An 18,920-nucleotide genomic window follows, 5' to 3' on the forward strand; every position below is an offset into this window, starting at 1 on the left:
ATGCTGAGCGACTACCGGGAGCCGCGCACGCCCGAGCGCATGGCCGCGGCCCTGCGCAGCCTCTCCTCGCAGCCCAAGCCGTCGGAGGTGGTCATCCCAGGCCTCCTCGACGGACTTGACCGGGTGCTCCGCGCGATCCGCATTCCCGCCACATCAGTCCTAAAGCCCCTCGGATAGGAGACCGTCATGCAAGCCGACGCTCATCACCATCATGGTCATCATGGGTCCACGGCTCCGGCCCCGAGCCTCAACCGCGTGGCCTTCAGCGCCACCGTCCACTGCCTCACGGGCTGTGCCATCGGCGAGGTGCTCGGCATGGTGATCGGCACCGCCCTGGGCTGGGGCGCGGTCGCCACCATCGCGCTCGCGGTCGCCCTCGCCTTCCTGTTCGGCTACGCGCTCACCATGCTGCCCCTCCTGCGCAGCGGCATGGCACTCAGTACCGCCGTCGGCCTGGCCTTCGCCTCGGACACGGCCTCGATCACTCTCATGGAGATCGTCGACAACGCCGTCATGCTGGTGATCCCCGGCGCCATGGACGCGCCGCTGTCGAGCCCGCTCTTCTGGGGCAGCCTCGCGGTCGCCCTCGTCATCGCCGGCGCCTTCGCCTTCCCGCTCAACCGCTGGCTCATCGCCCGCGGGCGGGGGCATGCCCTCGTCCACGCTCACCATTAACGAAGATGAGCATGTCCTTCTCTTGGGGAGAACGAGGCTTGACCTTGCCACGGTTGGAAGGGGCACCTTGAAGCGGCATGGCTACTTGCCCCACATCCGCCATGTCCTGCGTCGAGGTAACCGTTCGGAAACCTAACCGCTGTCAGGTGGTTTCCCAGCCTGGAGGAACGATTCGTTGAGCGCTGCCTGGATCCACTTCCGGCTCCTTGTCACAAGCCTGATGCTCGTGGCCGTGGCGTCGTTCGTGCTCCACAGCGGCGTGCTGGCGGGCATGCACCGGCATGGGCAGGGCCCGTCCGACTGCCAGCAGACGGCCTCTGCCGGCACCGGGCATCAGCATGCTCCCAAGGCTACGATGCACGTCCACCAGGCCGCGCACGATCATGGTGATGGGGTCACCCATCACCATGCCAAGGCCGACGTTGCGGAGGAGGTCGCTCCCGACGGCCAGCAGGCCGACGCAGGGACACAGGGCTCCTGCTGCGCCAGCGCCTGCCCGATCGCGATGGCTCCCTTGGGACTGAGTGCGATCTCCGCCCCGAGGACCCTGGCGCTGTCGCTTGTCCCAGGCAGCCAGCGCGGCTCCGGCATCGACCCGGGCCAGCTCAAGCGCCCGCCACGAACCCCCAGCATCGCGTAACCGAGCGACCGGCCTGACGCCGCGTCGCTCCCGACGACGTGCTCATGATCCGGGGTTCACCCAATGCTTACCCGTTGCAACGGCGCCCCGCGCCCCGCCGCGGTCACCACCGGCAATCCGCGGGTCACGGCCCAGTCGGACGCCTACGAGTTCGTCGGGGTCCTGCGCGGCGACCGCCTCGGCATCTACCTGGACCGCTTCGCCTCGAACGAGCCCGTGACCGATGCCAGGATCGCCGTCACCGTCGGCGGCGACGAGGAGGTACAGGCCGAGGCCGCCGCCGACGGCACCTACACGGTGGCTTCGCCCAAGTTCGCCGGCGAAGGCCCGCTCGAGCTCATCTTCGCTGTCACCGCCCCGGGCGGCGACGACCTGCTGATCGGCACCCTGCAGTTGCCCGCCAAGGCAGTCGCCACGGCTCCGGCCCCGGCGCGGGGCACGCCGCTTCAAGTCCTGCAGAACACCCCGTCCGTGCGGCTCGGCAACATCGAGGTGGCCATGCCCTACGTGATCGCCGGCGTCGCGCTCGCGCTCGGCTTCCTGCTGGGCCTGGTGGCCCGGAGCCGCAGGAAGCTGGTGCCTGTCGCGGGCATGGCGCTCGTCGTGCTCGTCGTCTCGACGGCCTATGCCTTCGCCCATGAGGGGCATGACCACGGCGCCGAGACCGCGAAGGCCGCTCTCCCCGCGGGCGACACCCCGCGTCGCCTGCCGGACGGCACGGTGTTCGTGCCCAAGCCGAGCCAGCGCCTGCTCAACGTGCGCACTACCTTGACGAAGCCGGAGGAGGCGCAGAAGGCGGTGAGCCTGATCGGACGCGTCATCGCCGACCCGAACCGCTCCGGCCTGGTGCAGAGCATCAACGGCGGCCGCATCATCGCTCCCGAGACGGGGCTTCCGCGCCTCGGTCAGGCGGTCCGGAAGGGCGACGTGCTGGCCCTGGTCGAGCAGGCGCTGCCCCAGGCCGACCGCACCACGCTGTCCGAGCGTGTGGGCGAGATCGAGCAGGAGATCGCGATCGCCGAGACCAAGCTCAAGCGCGTGCGCCAACTCTCGGATCGCGGCGTCGCCCCGCCGAGCCAAGTCACCGACGTCGAGATCGAGTTGGAGGGGCTGCGCCGCCGCCGCGAGATCGTGCGCCAGACCCGCATCGAACCCGAGGTTCTGCTGGCCCCCATCGACGGCACCATCGCCGCGGCGCGGATCGTCGCCGGCCAGGTCGTCGCCTCCCAGGACGTGATCTTCCAGATCGTCGACCCGAAGGGGCTCTGGGTGGAGGCTCTCGTCTACGGCGAGATCGATCCCGCCAAGGTAACCGGCGCCAGCGCCACCGCCGTCGACGGCACGCCCCTTAAGCTCGCCTTCCAGGGCTTCAGCAAGGCGATGCAGCAGCAGGCCACCGTGGTGCAGTTCGCCATCGAGAACCCGCCGGGCAACCTGTCGGTCGGCTCGCCGGTCACGGTCTTCGCGCAGAACGGGGTTTCCATCAGGGACATCATCATGCCCCGGGACGCAGTCGTGCGGGGAGCTAACGGCGAGGCGGTGGTGTGGCGCCACACGGATCCCGAGCGCTTCGAGGCGCGGCCGGTGCGGACCGAGCCCTTCGACGCCACCCGGCTCGTGATCCGGGCCGGCGTCGCCGAGGGCGAGCGGATCGTGATCCGCGGCTCCGAACTCATCAACCAGATCCGGTGAGGCACGGCGATGTTCAACTTTCTCGTCAGCAGCAGCCTCAAGAACCGGCTCTTCGTCATCGCGGCGGCGCTGGTCCTCGTCGCCTATGGCTCGTGGATCCTGCCGCGGGTGCCGGTGGACGTATTCCCGGATCTCAACCGGCCCACCGTCACCCTGATGACCGAGGCGGAGGGCCTCGCCCCGCAGGAGGTGGAGCAGCTTGTCACCTACCCGCTGGAGACCGCTATGAACGGCATGCCGGGCGTGACCCGGGTGCGCTCGGTGTCAGGCGTCGGCCTGTCCATCGTCTACGTGGAATTCGACTGGAGCACCGACATCTACCGCTCGCGCCAGCTCGTCGCCGAGCGTCTGGCGCTCGTGGGCGAGCAGCTCCCAACCGGCGTCACCCCGCAGATGGGGCCGGTCACCTCGATCATGGGCGAGATCATGCTGGTCGCGGTGACCAGCGACACGGTCTCGCCGATGGAGGTGCGCGAGATCGCCGACTTCATCATCCGGCCGCAGCTCCTCACAATCGCGGGCGTGGCCCAGGTCATTCCCATCGGCGGCGAGGTCCGGCAGTACCGCATCGTGCCCAACATCGCGGCCCTGCAGGCGCTCGACGTCACCCACGAGCAGATCGAGGCCGCTGTCACCCGCTTCGGCACCAACACCGGCGGCGGCTTCGTCGACCAGCACGGGCGCGAGTACCTGATCCGCAACGTCGGCATGACCCGGCGCCTGGAGGACCTGCGCAATACGGTGGTGGTCCACAAGCAGGGCCAGCCGGTCTTCCTGCACCAGGTGGCCCAGGTCGACTTCGCCCCGCGGGTGAAGCGCGGCGACGCCGGCTTCCAGGGCAAGCCCGCCGTGATCGTGTCGATCCAAAAGCAGCCCGGCGCCGACACGGTCGACCTCACCGGCAAGATCGAGGCCGCGCTGGCCGAGATCCAGAAGACGCTGCCGCAGGGTGTGTCGGCCACCAACCTGCAGTTCCGGCAGGCGACCTTCATCGAGACCTCGGTCGACAACGTGAAGCGGGTGCTGCTGGAGGCGGCCGCCGTCGTTGCCGTGATCCTGATCCTGTTCCTGATGAACGTGCGGGCGACCGTGATCTCGCTGACCGCGATCCCGATCTCGATCCTGGTGACCGTGCTCGTGTTCAACGCCTTCGGGCTCACCATCAACACCATGACGCTGGGCGGCCTGGCCATCGCCATCGGCGAGCTCGTCGACGACGCCGTGGTCGACGTCGAGAACATCCTGCGCCGGCTCAAGGAGAACCGGGAGCTTCCCGATCCACGGCCCGTGCTGGAGGTGATCGCGGCGGCATCCCAGGAGGTACGGTCCGGCATTGTCTATGCGACGATGATCATCATCCTGGTGTTCATCCCGCTCTTCGCCCTCTCCGGCATCGAAGGACGCCTCTTCGCCCCGCTGGGCGTGGCGTACATCGTGTCGATCCTGGGCTCGCTCGCCACCTCGATCACCGTGACGCCGGTGCTGGCCTACTACCTGCTTTCGGGGAGGGTGAAAGGCCACGAGCACGACAGCTTCGTGGTCCGGCACCTCAAGCGCGGGAACGCAGCTCTGCTGCGCTGGGCCTTCGGGCACCGCGGGATCCTGTTCACCACCATCCTGCTGGGCGTCGGCCTGGCGGCCTACGGGGCGACGCTGCTGCCGCGGGCCTTCCTGCCGCCGTTCAACGAAGGCACGCTCACGATCAGCCTCGCCTACAATCCCGGCATCGCTCTGGCCGAGAGCCATCGGCTCGGGCTGGTCGCGGAGAACCTGATCAAGGACGTGCCGGAGGTGATCTCGGTCGGACGCCGCACGGGGCGAGCCGAGCTCGACGAGCATGCAGAGGGCGTGCACTCCTCCGAGATCGACGTCGACCTGAAGCAGTCGGAGCGCTCGAAGGAGGAGGTGATGGGCGACATCCGCGCCCGCTTGGCCGTCCTGCCCGCGACGCTCAACGTCGGCCAGCCGATCTCGCACCGCCTCGACCACATGCTCTCGGGCGTGCGCGCCGAGATCGCGCTCAAGATCTACGGCGAGGACATCGACACTCTGCGCACCCTGGCGGAGGGCCTGCGCGAGCGGCTATCGAGCGTCGAGGGCCTCGTCGATCTTCAGGTCGAGAAGCAGGTGCGCATCCCGCAACTGCGCATCGACGTGGACTATGAGAAGGCCGCCCTCTACGGCCTCACGCCGGCGACGGTGACGCAAGGTCTGGAGACGATGTCGAACGGGCGCACGGTCTCGCAGATCGTCGAGGGCAACCGCCGCTTCGACGTGGTGATGCGCCTGTCCGACCAGGACCGCTCCACCACTGGCCTCGGCGACCTGCTCATCGCCACGCCGACCGGCCACGTGCCGCTGCGCATGATCGCGGCGGTCCAGGAGACGGACGGGCCGAACCAGGTCCTGCGCGAGAACGGCCAGCGCCGGATCGCGGTGCTCGGCAACACCGACGGCCGGCGCGACATGGTGGCCATCATCGCCGACATCCGCCGCATCACCGGGGAGACGCAGTGGCCGCAGGGCTATGTCACCCGCCTGGAGGGCACCTTCCAGGCGCAGGAGGAGGCCACGCTCCGGATCGGGGCACTCTCGCTTCTGTCGCTCGCGATGGTGTTTGTCGTCCTCTACAGCCGCTACCAGTCGCCGGCGCTGGCGCTGATCATCATGGGCAACATCCCGCTGGCGCTCATCGGCAGCGTGATCGCGCTCAACATCGCCGGGCAGCCGCTCTCGGTCGCCTCAATGATCGGCTTCATCACGCTCGCCGGCATCTCGGCCCGCAACGGCATCCTGAAGGTCTCGCACTACATCAACCTCGCGCTCTACGAGGGCGAGCAGTTCGGCAAGGACCTCGTCATCCGCGGCAGCCTGGAGCGGCTGACGCCGGTGCTGATGACGGCCCTGTCCGCCGGTCTCGCGCTGATCCCACTCCTGATCGGAGCGGACGAGCCCGGGCGCGAGATCCTGCATCCCGTAGCGGTGACGATCTTCGGCGGGCTGATCTCGGCGACACTGATCGACACCTTCCTCACCCCGGTCCTGTTCCTGACCTTCGGCCGCAAGCCGCTGGAGCGCATCCAGGCCAGCCGCGAGGGCGGCGCCGGCGGCCTCACCCCGGCGGAAGCCTTCTGATCCACGACACACGGAGAAAACCATGAAGCATCTCATCCTCGCGCTTGCCATCGCAACCGCTCCCCTGGGAGCAACCGCCCACGAGATGGCTAAAGGCCCGAACGGCGGCCCAGTCGTCGACAGCGCCGGCCACCACGTCGAGTTGGTCGCCAAGGGCTCCGAGCTCGTCCTGTTCCTCACCGAGGCGGACGACAAGCCGCTCGCATCCGCGGGCACGAAGAACGCCCGCGCCATCGTGCAGGATGGCGGCAAGACGGCGACCGTCCCGCTCCAGCCGGCCGAGCCCAACAGGCTCGTCGGCACCTTGCCCCAGCCGCTCGGCTCGGGCGCCCGCGTGGTCGTCTCGGCCACCATGGCCGACGGGCACTCCGTCCAGGCCCGCTTCGTCAACAACTGACCTTTTCCGACAACAAGGAGAAAACGATGAAGACGATCACCAAGACCATCGCCGCTCTCGCGATCACCGCCGTTGCCGGCGTGGCGTACGCGCAGACCTCGCACCAGGGTCACGGCAGCATGCCGACGTCCGGCGCCGTGCCCATGGGCCACATGGACCCGGCGGCGATGCAGAAGATGATGCCGTCGCCGAACGATCCGGCCTCGACCAAGGACTTCAAGGCGGCGGACATGAAGATGATGCACAACGTGAGCGTGCCCTACACTGGCAACCCGGACGTGGACTTCCGCACGCACATGATTCCGCACCACCAGGGCGCCGTCGAGATGGCGAAGGTTGCCCTGAAGCACGCCAAGGATCCCGAGACGAGGCGGATGGCCCAGGAGATCATCGACGATCAGGAGAAGGAGATCGCCGAGATGGAGGACTGGCTGAAGAAGAACGGCAAGTAGCGTTCATGGCAGGCGGGCAGCGGCCTTTTGCCCGTCCCTGGCCTGGAGTGGCCATGTGCCGCTTCCCGGCGTCCCTTGCACCGCCCATGTACGGCACGAGCAACGAAAGCTATCCGATGCACAGTCATACCCTGAACCACTGGCAGCACGACCACGTCTTCCTCGGAGAGGACCACGACCGGCACGAGCGGCGCACCTGGCTGGTGGTCGGCCTGACGGCGGTCATGATGGTTGCGGAGATCGTCGCCGGGACGATCTTCGGGTCCATGGCGCTGGTGGCGGACGGCTGGCACATGTCAACCCATGCCGCGGCGCTCGCCATCGCGGCGCTGGCCTACCGCTTCGCCCGCAGGCACGCCCACGATCCCCGCTTCTCGTTCGGAACCGGCAAGGTCGGCGAACTCGCGGCATTCTCCAGCGCGATCATCCTGGCCCTGATCGCCCTGCTGATCGGCTACGAGAGCCTCATGCGCCTGATGAACCCGGTTTCGATCCAATTCGGCGAAGCCACGGTGGTGGCGGTGATCGGGCTTGCCGTGAACCTCGCCAGCGCCTGGCTGCTGGCCGGTGACCATCACGGGCATCATTACCATGATCACGGACATCATCATGCCCATGGGCACGAGCACAACCATGATCACGGGGGCCAGCATCATCACGGGCACGGCGACCATCACGGAGGCGACACGAACATCCGTGCCGCCTATCTGCACGTTCTCGCCGACGCCCTGACCTCCGTCCTCGCTATCGTGGCGCTGCTTGCCGGCCGCTTCTATGCCTGGAGCTGGCTCGATCCCCTGATGGGCGTGGCGGGCGCTCTCGTCATCGCGCAGTGGTCATGGGGGCTGATCCGCACGGCCGGAGCCACCCTCCTGGATGGAGCTGGCTCGATCCCCTGATGGGCGTGGCGGGCGCTCTCGTCATCGCGCAGTGGTCATGGGGGCTGATCCGCACGGCCGGAGCCACCCTCCTGGATACGGTCCCCGACCAGAGACTTGCACGGTTGGTCCGCGAGCGGATCGAGGTCGGGGAGGACCGCGTGACGGATCTCCACCTCTGGCGCCTCGGCCCTGGTCATGCCGGCCTGATCGTCTCCGTCGTGTCGGACGCCCCTCGGTCGCCGGACATCTACAAGCAGCGGCTGGCCGGCATCGAGGGCCTGTCCCACGTGACCGTCGAGGTCCATGCTTGCCCCGACCACCCGCAGCGCGAGGCGGCCTGATCGGCTGCCGGAAAGATGAACCGATGAACGCCATGCACATGACCCGGCGCAGCCTCGTCACCGGCCTTGCGGCGCTGCCCTGCTCGCGCATTCCCGCCCCTTGCAGGCCCAGGACCTTCCCAGGATCGTGGTCAGCAAGGATCCGACCTGCGGCTCCTGCACCGGCTGGGTCGACCACCTGCGCCAGGCGGGCTTCTCCGCGGACGTAGTCGAGACGTCGGAGATCAACCGCGTGAAGGTGCGCCTCGGCGTGCCCGAGGACCTCGCTTCCTGCCACACCGCCGAGATCGGTGGCTACGTCATCGAGGGGCACGTGCCAGCCGACGCCATCAAGCGCCTGCTCGCCGAGAAGCCGGCGGGCAAGGGTCTTGCCGTTGCCGGAATGCCGATGGACTCGCCAGGCATGGAGATGGAGGGCATGGCGCCGGACAGCTACGAGGTCGTGCTGTTCGGGCCGTCGGGCCGGACGACCTTCGCCCGCTACGAAGGTGCGCGCACCGTCTGACCGGTGCCTCATCACCCCGAGACGTGATCGCTCACCACATTGCGAGTTGCCGAGGCCCGCAAACGGCACGAACCTCCCCAGGTCAGTTCCAGAGGAACACGCTATGGGAAAACTCACCTTGGCCATCGCCGTTGCAGCAGGGTTCGACCGCAACGGCCAGTCCGATGATGTGCGGGGCGCAGACGGCAACCGCCCAAACCCAGCAACCAGGCCAGATGACCCAGCCTGCACAGCCGGGCCTGTCCGCAGGTGGCATGTGCCCCTGCTGCCGGAACATGGCCATGATGCAGCCTCAGCCGCAACAGCCGGGCGTTATGCAGGGCATGCCCGGGCTGCCGCAGGACGTCCCCGCAACTCCTCCGTCCCCGGCTCCGGAGATACCCAGGCCGAACTGATCGCCGTCGGTATAGGCTCGCCGAACCCGACGGCTTGCGGGGTGCCGACACCCCAAGACCTGAGTTGCGCAGCCGCCAAACATGAGTGACCTCACGACCGCGTGCCCTCCAGGCCTGCACTTGACCTGTCTCCGAATATGTCTATAAGTCTCGACATATGGAATCAAAGAGCGCTATCCTGGCCCTTGCGGCCCTCGCCCAGTCGACCCGCCTCCACGTGTTCCGCCTGCTGGTGAAGCACGAGCCGGAAGGGCTGCCGGCGGGCGACATCGCCCGTGAGCTAGGCATCCCGCACAACACAATGTCGTCGCATCTGGGGATCCTCTCGCGTGCGGGTCTGGTGCGTTCCGAGCGCCGGAGCCGCTCGATTATCTACCGCGCCGACCTCGCCCGCTTCCGGGAGGTCGCGACCTTCCTGCTCCAGGACTGCTGCGGCGGCCACCCCGACGTGTGCACACCCATTCTCGACGTCCTGACCCCGTGCTGCCCTCCCAAGGAGACCGCCGATGGCTGACCGCCCCTACAGCGTCCTGTTCCTCTGCACCGGAAACACTGCCCGCTCGGTCCTGGCCGAGGGCATCCTGCGCAAGGACGGAGCCGGCCGCTTCAACGCCTTCTCGGCCGGCAGCCAGCCCAAGGGCACGGTCAACCCGTTCGCCCTGAAGGTGCTCGACAGCTTCGGCTACCCCGCCGACGGCTTCCGCTCCAAGAGCTGGGACGAGTTCTCCGGACCCGGGGCGCCGCAGATGGACTTCATCTTCACGGTATGCGACAGCACCGCGGGCGAGGCCTGCCCGGTCTGGATCGGCCATCCGGCCACGGCCCACTGGGGCATCGAGGATCCCGCCGCCGTCGAGGGCAGCGACATCGAGAGGGAACGTGCCTTCGTCCAGGCCTTCAAATACCTGAAGAACCGGATATCCGCCTTCCTTGCCCTGCCCATGGTGAGCCTCGACCAAGCCGCCCTCGCCAATCACCTGAAGGAGATCGGACGCCTCGAGGGCGCGACCTCTGGCACCGTGGTCCCTTTCGACCGTCACCCGGCCTGAGACCTTCCCCATGTCCATCTTCGAACGCTACCTGACCCTCTGGGTCGCCCTGTGCATCGTCGCTGGCATCGTCCTCGGCCATGTCTTCCCCGGCTTCTTCCAGGCCATCGGCGCCCTTGAGGTCGCCAAGGTGAACCTGCCCGTCGCGGCCCTGATCTGGCTTATGGTCATCCCGATGCTGATCAAGATCGACTTCGCCTCGCTCGGGCGGGTGCGCGAGCACTGGCGCGGCATCGGCGTGACCCTGTTCATCAACTGGGCGGTGAAGCCGTTCTCGATGGCGGCGCTCAGCTGGCTCTTCGTCGGGTACGTGTTCAGGCCCTACCTGCCCGCGGACCAGATCAACTCCTATATCGCCGGCCTGATCATCCTAGCCGCCGCGCCCTGTACGGCGATGGTGTTTGTCTGGAGCCACCTGACCAAGGGTGAGCCGCACTTCACCCTGAGCCAGGTAGCGCTCAACGACGTCATCATGGTGGTGGCCTTCGCACCCATCGTGGCTCTGCTGCTCGGCCTATCCGCTATCGCGGTGCCGTGGGACACGCTCCTGCTCTCGGTCGTGCTCTACATCGTCATCCCCGTGATCCTCGCCCAATTCCTGCGTTCCCGCCTGATTGCGCTGGGTGGCGAGGCTGCTCTCACCGGTCTGCTGCTGGTCCTGCAACCGCTTTCTCTGGTGTCGCTGCTCGCCACACTTGTCCTGTTGTTCGGCTTCCAGGGTGAGCAGATCCTGGCCCAGCCTCTCGTCATCGCCATGTTAGCCGTGCCGATCCTGATTCAGGTCTATCTCAACTCGGGGCTGGCCTACCTGCTCAACCGGATCGCGGGCGAGCAGCACTGCGTCGCCGGTCCCTCGGCCCTGATTGGCGCCAGCAACTTCTTCGAGCTTGCCGTCGCAGCCGCCATCAGTCTGTTCGGGTTCAACTCCGGCGCGGCGCTGGCGATCGTCGTCGGCGTCCTGATTGAGGTGCCCGTGATGCTCTCGGTCGTTTGGATCGTGAACCGCAGCCAGGGCTGGTACGAGCGGGGCATCAGGCGGTCCGCTCTCTCCGGACGGAAGGTGCCGGCGGGCGAGTGAGCCCTTTCACCCGTGACGCCACACTTTGACCGCTGAAACCAGCAGGATTGCGGCCAGGGTCGGTAGCAGGACGGCATCGGGAACGATGCCGAGCAGGAGGCCTCCGATGAACGCTCCGGCAACCGAACCCGCGGCCATGAGGAGCAGGAAGGCGCGGTTACGGCCGAGAACGGAAAAGTTCCAGTCCCGACTGTAGCGGGTGAAGCCCACGAGCATGGTCGGCAGGCTGACCGCCAGGGACAGGCTTCCGGCCAGCTTGATGTCGGCCCCGAACAACGGCACCAGGATCGGAATCAGGAGTTCGCCTCCGGCCACGCCGAGCAGGGAGGCGACGATGCCGATTACGAACGCGGCGATGATGCCAACGACGAGTTGCGCCGTCCCGACCAGCAGGGGCCGGCCAGCGCTCGGGTCGTGGCCGAACACCAGCACTCCCGCGATGACGACCAGAAGGATAGCGATCACCCGGTAGAGGGTCTCCGACTTCAGGCGGATCGCTCCCCGGCTCCGACCCAGGCACCCAGAAGACTCCCGGCCAGGAGGTTGAGCCCGATAGGCCAGTGGGCTGCGATCAATCCAAAGGGCACCGTTCCGGCCCGGAACGGCAGCGCGGAGGCGACCATGACGGGACTCGTGGCCTTGTTCAGGATCACCGCGTCCAGCGCTGCGAAGCGGAACAGGCCAATCAGGAGCGGCAACCGGAACTCAGCCCTGCCGAGGCCGATGAGTCGACCGAGCGTATCGATGACGGTGCCTCCGACAAAGGCTGCGGGCATGCACCGGTGGACGATCAGCGGATCGGGATCGGATTTCATAAGGCATCATCACGAAACCCGGCCCAAGACGCAATTTCGATAATTTTAGAAATATCGCTTGACAACTGCCCCAAGCAGGTTCACGATATTTCCATGAACATCGAACAAGCAGCCAAGCAACTCGAAGCTCTTGGAAACACCACCCGGCTCCAGGTCTATCGCACCCTGGTGCGGGCTGGAGAGGCGGGCCTACCGGTTGGCCAGATCCAGGAGCGCCTCGGCATTCCGGGATCGACACTCTCGCATCACCTCCAGCGGCTTCTGTTGACCGGGCTGGTGACGCAGGAGCGGCAGGCTACCACCCTGATCTGCCGGGCCAACTACCCGGCAATGAACGGCCTCATCGGCTTCCTAGCCGACGAGTGCTGCGCCGACGCAGGGTGCGGAGTCCAGGCGGAGAACGCCGCCTGATTTATTTTTGCCCGGTATTTCTATGATACCGGAAATATGAAAGGATACGCAGATGCCTGGCTTCCTTACCTTCCTTCTCCATCTCGCCCGCGCAGCTCGGAACCGCCAGCAGGTCGTCGCCCTCGGCGAGCTCGACGATCACCTCCTGCGCGACATCGGGCTTGAGCGGTCCGACGTCCTCTCCGCCTTGGCCCAGCCCCGCCACCGCGATCCCTCGCGGATGCTCAAGCTCCTCTGCTGCCACAGCCGCGTCTTCATCGAGCGCGTGCGAGACGGCTTCGCTCCCCGACCCGCCTCCTGCTGCTGACCAAGGAGCCCTGCCATGACCTCGTCTGATGCCCTTCCCGTAGCCGTCATCGGCGCGGGCCCCGTCGGCTTGGCCGCCGCCGCCCACCTGATCCAGCGCGGCCTGCCCGTGAAGGTCTACGAAGCGGGCGCGACCGTCGCCGCCAACGTCCGCGACTGGGGTCATGTTCGTCTCTTCTCACCGTGGGAGTACAACACTGACGCGGCGGCGCGCGCCCTGCTCCAGTCCCATGGCTGGCAGCAACCGCCCGGGAAGGCCATGCCCACGGGATCGGACCTCTACGAGGCCTACCTCAAGCCGCTTGCCGCGACGCCGGAGATGGCAGCGGTGATCGAGACCAATGCCACGGTGAAGGCGATCACCCGGTGGGGCGCTGACAAGGTGCTCAGCAAGGGGCGTGAGACCAAGCCCTTCGTCCTCGCCGTATCCGACGGCAACGGTACGATCCGGCGAGACCTGGCGCGGGCAGTGATCGACGCTTCCGGCACGTGGACGGCCCCGAATCCGCTTGGCGCGGGTGGCATCCTGGCCGAGGGCGAGGCCGAGAACGCGGACCGCATCGCCTACGGCATTCCGGACGTGCTCGGACGCGACCGCGCTGCCTATGAGGGCAGGACGACCTTGGTCGTCGGCGCCGGCCACTCCGCCGCCAACGTGCTTATCGACCTGACCCGCCTGGCGGAGCAGGATCCCACGACCTCCATCGTCTGGGCGACCCGCGGCGAAAACCTGATGCGGGTGTATGGTGGCGGCCGAGCCGACCAGCTCCCGGCCCGCGGCGAGCTTGGGTCCAGCCTCAAGGCGCTTGTGGACAGCGGACGGGTCACCCTGGTCTCCGGCTTCTCCGCAACCCGGGTGAAGGCCGCCGGCGACCAGGTCATGGTCGAGGGTGAGACGGCACAGGGCATCCGCGAGCTCGGACCCGTCGATCGAATCGTCGTGTCGACCGGCCAGCGCCCCGACCTGAACCTGACCCGCGAGCTCCGGCTCGATCTCGATCCGTGGCTGGAGAGTTCGAAGGCGCTCGGGCCGCTGATCGACCCGAACCTGCACTCGTGCGGATCGGTGCCGCCGCACGGCCACCGCGAGCTCGCCCATCCGGAGCCCGGCTTCTACACGGTCGGCATCAAGAGCTACGGGCGCGCCCCGACCTTCCTGATGCTGACGGGCTACGAGCAGGTCCGGTCCGTGGTGGCGGCCATCGCAGGCGACCTCGCGGCAGCGGACGACATCCACCTCGTCCTGCCGGACACAGGAGTTTGCTCGACCAACTCCCTGCAGGACAGCGCGGCCGCCTCGTCCAGCTGCTGCGGAGGTCCCGCTCCGACGCAGGTCGGAGCCTGCTGCGTCGCGGATGCCGAGGCCAAGGCTGAAGGTAGGTCCGGCTGCGGCTGCGGCCCGACCCAGGCGCTGGATAAGGTTGCCGAGCCGGCCGGCTGCTGCTGAGATCCGCAGGTGTCAGATTCCGCAACCGAGGCCGTGGTGGACAATCCCGCCACTCCGAAACCAGGCCCGAGGGTGGTCATCTCCACCCTCGGAGTCACGCAGATCCTCGCCTGAGGATCGTCCTACTACCTGCCCGCGGCACTCGCCAAGCCGATTGCCGCCGACACGGGCTAGTCCCTGGGCTGGGTCGTCGGTGGCCTGTCTGTGACCTGCTCGCGTCGGGCCTGGTCGCGCCATGGGTTGGGCGCACCATCGATGCCAAAGGTGGCCACCCTGTCCTCATTGGCAGCTCCGTCCTTTTGGGATCGGGGCTGGCGCTGGCCCACAGCCTTCCCGTAACTTCCTGGCCTGGTTGCTGATGGGCGTCAGCATGGGCTCTAGGCTCAACGATGCGGCCTTTGCCCTTTCAAGAAACTCTGATCAAAGAGATGGAAACCAAGATCAAGAACGATCCGGGATCACGTGTCGTCCACATTACCATTACCTTCAACCCATAGGACTCACGGCAATTGAAGGGGTATGTAGGACCATCGAGAGGCACTGCAATCGACAATATGGCCTCTGATCTCTTCGACACCTTCAGAAGCTTCTACTTCTCAATCTTGAAAGATTGCATCAGCAACTACAACAGGCCGTCAAAGCTTCATCTCCAGCCCCGAATTGAGGCATTCATTGATGACACAGATGGCCTTGATCCTATCCCCCTATTCATGCTGTAGCCTTCATTCCAAGCGGGATCGCTGACGACTTCAAGTAATGGATCTTCAGAGGAAAACACAAAACCCGATGGGCAGAGCTCCAGGGCAGAGGCACAATTGAGATTGAAGCTTGTCACACAAGCCCCAAGCTCTTTCCCAATACCGTTGTGCAAGCCTCTAAATATTGAGCAAAGCGTACATACGGTAGTAGCGACGGCGAGTCTCTTGTCACTTCCTATCCTGAGCTGAAGTTCGCTCAGGACGTCCCTTTAGCGGAATGATCAGAATGCCTTGTTCTGAGCACCCTTACAGTGGTTCATGTAGAGATATTTTAGGGCGTTCTGCGCCCGTTCAAACTGCCCAGGCTTGAAGTCTGCCCATATGCTATATCCGTTTGCGAGACGATAGGAAGTCCCTCGCTCAGTTGCCCAAATCTCCCTGCCGCAAGCTTTATCTTCGTAGCTTCAAGCGGCTCGCGTCTTAGGCCTCTTCTTGGTTCCTTTTTCCGCCATGCAGAAGCCTCTAGGTTCTGATTCAGTGCAACGCCGTTTTCGCCATGATGAATTTCACGATGGCAGCTTGGGCGGACTGCTCCAATCCTCGCAACCCTGTCCCTGCTCGCCGCACAGAACGATCTCCGGAAGCACGTAGGTCTTGAGCTGTTGCGTGTTGGAGCATGCCGCTGCCACAAGTTCGGCCCTAGCGGTCACCAGTCGCTTGGCGCACATTCAAGGGCGATGCAATATAATTGTGAAATTGTCGAAGTCGTGGAGATCCCTGGTGGGCGAAAGGTCGCGGCCTGGGCAGCCTCGAGGAACCCGACGTCAGGTCGGAGGTTTCCTTTCCGGAAGCCAAGCTTAGGCCGGCGGGTGTCCAAGCGAGGAACGATGATCAAGTGGAAATATGACCGGCACGAGATCCTGGCTGATGGAGTTGTTCACGGCCTTGGCATCGTCGTCGGTGTCGTTGGCGTCCCCCTCCTACTGGTTTTGGCTGCACCGACGGTAGGTGCCTGGGAGATGATGTCGGTTGCAATCTATGCAGGCGGCCTGCTGGCTGTGCTCGTTGTCTCGGCAGCCTACAACCTCTGGCCCGTTTCTCCGGTCAAATGGGTTCTACGCCGCTTTGACCACTCCGCGATCTACCTCCTGATTGCGGGCACCTACACGCCGTTCATCAGCCAGATGAAGGCAAGCCTGGAATCTGTCGTTCTCCTGGCAGGCGTATGGTTGACATCCCTACTGGGAATCGCTCTCAAGCTGAGTTTCCCAGGACGCTTCGACAGGCTCTCGATCGTGCTCTACCTGCTTTTGGGCTGGAGCGGTATTATGGCTTACGAGTCCATGTTCGGCATGCTTCCCAATTCAACCCTCGGGCTCCTGGTTTCCGGTGGGGTGCTCTACACCACTGGGGTGGTATTTCACGTCTGGGAGAGCCTGCGCTTCCACAACGCTATCTGGCACGCCTTTGTCCTTATCGCGGCGGTCTGCCACTATGGTGCAGTCCTCGACTGCATGGTCCTGGCTAGAGAGTGAACTGGCAGAAACATCTGAGACAAAGGCGACGACACATGGAAGGACTCGAACCGCGGCTCCACTCTCCCGAGACAGAGGAAAGCACTCGCAACTCGATCAGAGGCCAAGCTGTTTGCTGTTGACGGCTCGTCAGCCAGGGGCCCACTATAAATAGTACACGTTTCACGGAGGTCATGGGCGGTTCCGTCGCGACTTTGTGTTCCAGGGTAGGAAGAACGCTATTCCACATGTAAGGCCCTACGCGGCCAGGATCTGAACTGCTCCGCCAATGAAGGCTGCGGATTGTGGGTATCGTCGCTGGGCATTTTGGTGTGAGACCCAGGCTTTTCGAGCAGCCCTGGGCATCCAACCTAAGATTCTGTGACCTTGGACTCTCACGTCAAGCGTCAATGTGAGATGAGTTTGGGACCATCCCTCCCCTTCCCATTTTGATTAGCTGAGAAGCACTTGCTTCGCCGAGCTGCGTCTGCGATCAGAGCTCACGCGTGCCCTGAAGCCAGACAGCGTCTGAGAGCCGGAGTCTTACGTTAGCTACCTAAAGCTAACGAGGGTCTCAGGCTGAGCGCCCAAACTCTTGTCGCAGCACGGAAGTAGCATCACTGGAGTGCTGAGATCGCCTTTTTCACGTCAATGTGCGTAGTGCCATCGGACTGATATTAGCAAGTTCAACTCATGGCGAATAATGGCATGATGCCGTTCATCGATGAGCAGAAGTCGTGGATGCTGAACCACCAACACCTCGCCATTCTCCGGGAAGTGAGCCGCGCCGGGAACGTGACCGCGGCCGCCGAGCAGCTGAACCTCAGTCAGCCGGCGCTGTCCCACACATTCCGCAAGGTCGACGAGCGCCATGGGGTCGAGCCGGGGCCGGAGCTGCGCTCTGCCGTTAGATGCTCCAGGGCTCGATCCACTCTAATTCCGCTAAAGAAGCTTTTGAAGGAAGGTAATCGTGACAAAACTCTTTGATCTATCAGGCAAGACGGCCCTCGTGACAGGATCCTCGCGCGGTCTTGGCCGCGCAATGGCCGAGGGATTGGCGGCTGCAGGTGCCGCGATCGTGCTGAACGGCTCCGACGAGGAAAGATTGGCGAAGGCCGTGGCTGAGATGGAATCGGCGGGGTATACTGTGCGAGCCTCGCGCTTTGACGTTACCGACGAGAAGGCGATTTTTGAAGCCTTCGATGTCCTCGACGGGCAGGGCACCGCGATTGACATCCTCGTCAACAACGCCGGCATCCAGTTCCGCAGGCCGATGCTCGAGCTCGACACCGCAGACTGGAGGCGTGTCGTCGACACGAACCTGACCAGCGCCTTTATCATCGGTCGCGAGGCAGCGCGCCGTATGGCTCAGCGCGGGTACGGCAAGATCATCAACATCGGATCGCTGACAAGCGAACTCGCGCGTGCGACCGTGGCTCCCTATACGGTGGCAAAGGGCGGCATCAAGATGCTTACCAAGGCCATGGCGGCTGAGTGGTCAGAACTCGGCATTCAAGCCAACGCCATCGGTCCGGGCTACATGCTGACTGACATGAACCAAGCCTTGATCGACAACCCGACCTTCGATGCCTGGGTGAAGGGGCGCACGCCTGCGAGGCGGTGGGGTCGCCCGGACGAGCTGGCGGGCACCTGTGTGTACCTCGCCTCGGCGGCCTCCGACTATGTCAGCGGACAGATCATCTATGTCGACGGCGGAATGATCTCCGTCCTCTGAGGCCGAAAGTAGCTGGAGCATCATCATAGCCGACTCACCAGCGCGTGGCGTCGTCATTCCCGCGCCGAAGGACCTGCGAGGCGGTCCCATCCATCGCTCTCGATCCCAGTGATCCCGGCCGCAATCGAGACCGGTGGGATCTTCGGCACCGACATGCGTTACTTCAACCATCGCGGCTTCGGAACGCAAGGCAGCTAATCGTCTGCTGCGGACGCGGCTCAAGAAGCAAGGCGTCACTCCATACGTGATGATCACCGATGAACCAGTCAGCTGCGCCATCGCGAAAAGAACAGTGGTGCCGAGCGTCGAACATCGGCAATATCGAGGCTTGAACAACCGGACGGAGAACAGTCACGAGCCGACCCGACGACGTGAGCGCATCACGGAGCGCTCCAAGTCAGCCGGGCAGGCGCAGCGCTTCCTCTTGGCTCATGATCAGGTTGCCAATCTCTTTCGCTGTCCTGCAAGCATCTCCGCTGCTCACCGCACATCCCTAGCTCAGGCTTTTCAGGTCTGAAATGAGGTGGACGAAGCTGTCGTTGGATTATGCTCTGGCCGTCCAGGAAGGGAGGACCAATCTCAAGCCGCTAAGTTGACAATGCCCGCGGCATCTACCCGGCCACTCCCTATCGTACGACGCCGTTCGCCGAGCACGCAACCTCATGCGCAAACAGGGCATCCGCCATGGGAGACTGCATGCGGTTCGGCCGTGTGCCGAGCCCTTCGCTTCGGAGGCATGCAGAGGAATGAGTTT

The 18,920-nt window shown here is 65.1% G+C and carries 17 protein-coding genes and 3 pseudogenes; 19 read left to right on the forward strand and 1 reads right to left on the reverse strand.

Annotated elements, in window-relative coordinates:
- Positions 1-186: 186 nt before the first annotated feature.
- From GR303_RS20210 to arsB, 12 genes and pseudogenes are all read left to right on the forward strand, one after another.
- Positions 187-675 carry a DUF4396 domain-containing protein gene (locus tag GR303_RS20210; protein ID WP_161725289.1) on the forward strand — a complete coding sequence of 163 codons (489 nt, stop codon included), beginning with the start codon at positions 187-189 and terminating at the stop codon, positions 673-675.
- 175 nt (positions 676-850) lie between these two features.
- Positions 851-1,315: a hypothetical protein gene (locus GR303_RS20215; protein WP_161725291.1), complete on the forward strand. Its 465-nt coding sequence runs from the start codon at positions 851-853 to the stop codon at positions 1,313-1,315.
- A 63-nt stretch (positions 1,316-1,378) separates the two neighbouring features.
- Positions 1,379-3,007, forward strand: a complete 1,629-nt coding sequence (locus tag GR303_RS20220) for an efflux RND transporter periplasmic adaptor subunit (protein ID WP_161725292.1) — start codon at positions 1,379-1,381, stop codon at positions 3,005-3,007.
- A gap of 9 nt (positions 3,008-3,016) precedes the next feature.
- A complete protein-coding gene (locus GR303_RS20225) occupies positions 3,017-6,142 on the forward strand; it encodes an efflux RND transporter permease subunit (RefSeq protein WP_161725294.1) in 3,126 nt (1,041 codons plus the stop codon).
- A 22-nt stretch (positions 6,143-6,164) separates the two neighbouring features.
- On the forward strand, positions 6,165-6,539 hold the full coding sequence (locus GR303_RS20230; RefSeq protein WP_161725295.1) for a hypothetical protein: 375 nt from the start codon (positions 6,165-6,167) through the stop codon (positions 6,537-6,539).
- Positions 6,536-6,991, forward strand: coding sequence for a CopM family metallochaperone (gene copM, locus GR303_RS20235; RefSeq protein ID WP_343038484.1), 456 nt, complete (start codon positions 6,536-6,538; stop codon positions 6,989-6,991). Before GR303_RS20230 ends, copM begins: the two co-directional genes overlap by 4 nt.
- Positions 6,992-7,107: 116 nt before the next feature.
- Positions 7,108-7,869, forward strand: a pseudogene (gene dmeF / locus GR303_RS20240) (CDF family Co(II)/Ni(II) efflux transporter DmeF); the annotation flags it as partial.
- Between the two features lie 20 nt (positions 7,870-7,889).
- On the forward strand, positions 7,890-8,213 hold the full coding sequence (locus GR303_RS25490; RefSeq protein ID WP_161725299.1) for a cation diffusion facilitator family transporter: 324 nt from the start codon (positions 7,890-7,892) through the stop codon (positions 8,211-8,213).
- Between the two features lie 127 nt (positions 8,214-8,340).
- Entirely contained in the window at positions 8,341-8,718 is a 378-nt protein-coding gene (locus GR303_RS20250; RefSeq protein WP_425487126.1) for a DUF411 domain-containing protein, read from the forward strand.
- A 552-nt stretch (positions 8,719-9,270) separates the two neighbouring features.
- Positions 9,271-9,627, forward strand: coding sequence for an ArsR/SmtB family transcription factor (locus tag GR303_RS20255; protein WP_161725301.1), 357 nt, complete (start codon positions 9,271-9,273; stop codon positions 9,625-9,627).
- Positions 9,620-10,162, forward strand: a complete 543-nt coding sequence (locus GR303_RS20260; RefSeq protein ID WP_161725302.1) for an arsenate reductase ArsC — start codon at positions 9,620-9,622, stop codon at positions 10,160-10,162. Before GR303_RS20255 ends, GR303_RS20260 begins: the two co-directional genes overlap by 8 nt.
- Before the next feature lie 10 nt (positions 10,163-10,172).
- Positions 10,173-11,240, forward strand: coding sequence for an ACR3 family arsenite efflux transporter (gene arsB / locus GR303_RS20265; RefSeq protein ID WP_161725304.1), 1,068 nt, complete (start codon positions 10,173-10,175; stop codon positions 11,238-11,240).
- Positions 11,241-11,246: 6 nt separating this feature from the next.
- Here the strand turns inward: arsB and GR303_RS20270 are convergent.
- A pseudogene (locus GR303_RS20270) lies at positions 11,247-12,055 on the reverse strand (sulfite exporter TauE/SafE family protein).
- A 93-nt stretch (positions 12,056-12,148) separates the two neighbouring features.
- On the opposite strand from GR303_RS20270, the gene GR303_RS20275 reads away from it, so the two are divergent.
- The 7 genes and pseudogenes from GR303_RS20275 to GR303_RS20305 all read left to right on the forward strand — a co-directional run.
- A complete protein-coding gene (locus tag GR303_RS20275; protein WP_161725305.1) occupies positions 12,149-12,466 on the forward strand; it encodes an ArsR/SmtB family transcription factor in 318 nt (105 codons plus the stop codon).
- A gap of 52 nt (positions 12,467-12,518) precedes the next feature.
- Positions 12,519-12,773 carry a DUF1127 domain-containing protein gene (locus tag GR303_RS20280; protein WP_161725307.1) on the forward strand — a complete coding sequence of 85 codons (255 nt, stop codon included), beginning with the start codon at positions 12,519-12,521 and terminating at the stop codon, positions 12,771-12,773.
- 15 nt (positions 12,774-12,788) lie between these two features.
- Entirely contained in the window at positions 12,789-14,219 is a 1,431-nt protein-coding gene (locus GR303_RS20285) for an NAD(P)-binding domain-containing protein (RefSeq protein WP_161725308.1), read from the forward strand.
- A 1,585-nt stretch (positions 14,220-15,804) separates the two neighbouring features.
- The gene (gene trhA, locus GR303_RS20290; protein ID WP_161725310.1) at positions 15,805-16,452 is read left to right on the forward strand and encodes a PAQR family membrane homeostasis protein TrhA; all 648 of its coding nucleotides are present in this window, start codon (positions 15,805-15,807) and stop codon (positions 16,450-16,452) included.
- A 687-nt stretch (positions 16,453-17,139) separates the two neighbouring features.
- On the forward strand, positions 17,140-17,418 hold the full coding sequence (locus GR303_RS25340) for a helix-turn-helix domain-containing protein (protein WP_343038479.1): 279 nt from the start codon (positions 17,140-17,142) through the stop codon (positions 17,416-17,418).
- Positions 17,399-18,166, forward strand: a complete 768-nt coding sequence (locus tag GR303_RS20300) for an SDR family oxidoreductase (protein WP_161725372.1) — start codon at positions 17,399-17,401, stop codon at positions 18,164-18,166. Before GR303_RS25340 ends, GR303_RS20300 begins: the two co-directional genes overlap by 20 nt.
- Before the next feature lie 187 nt (positions 18,167-18,353).
- Positions 18,354-18,683 (forward strand): annotated as a pseudogene (locus GR303_RS20305) (DDE-type integrase/transposase/recombinase); the annotation flags it as partial.
- Between the last annotated feature and the right edge of the window lie 237 nt (positions 18,684-18,920).

This window comes from Microvirga arsenatis, assembly GCF_009910705.1.
GTDB lineage: Bacteria > Pseudomonadota > Alphaproteobacteria > Rhizobiales > Beijerinckiaceae > Microvirga > Microvirga arsenatis.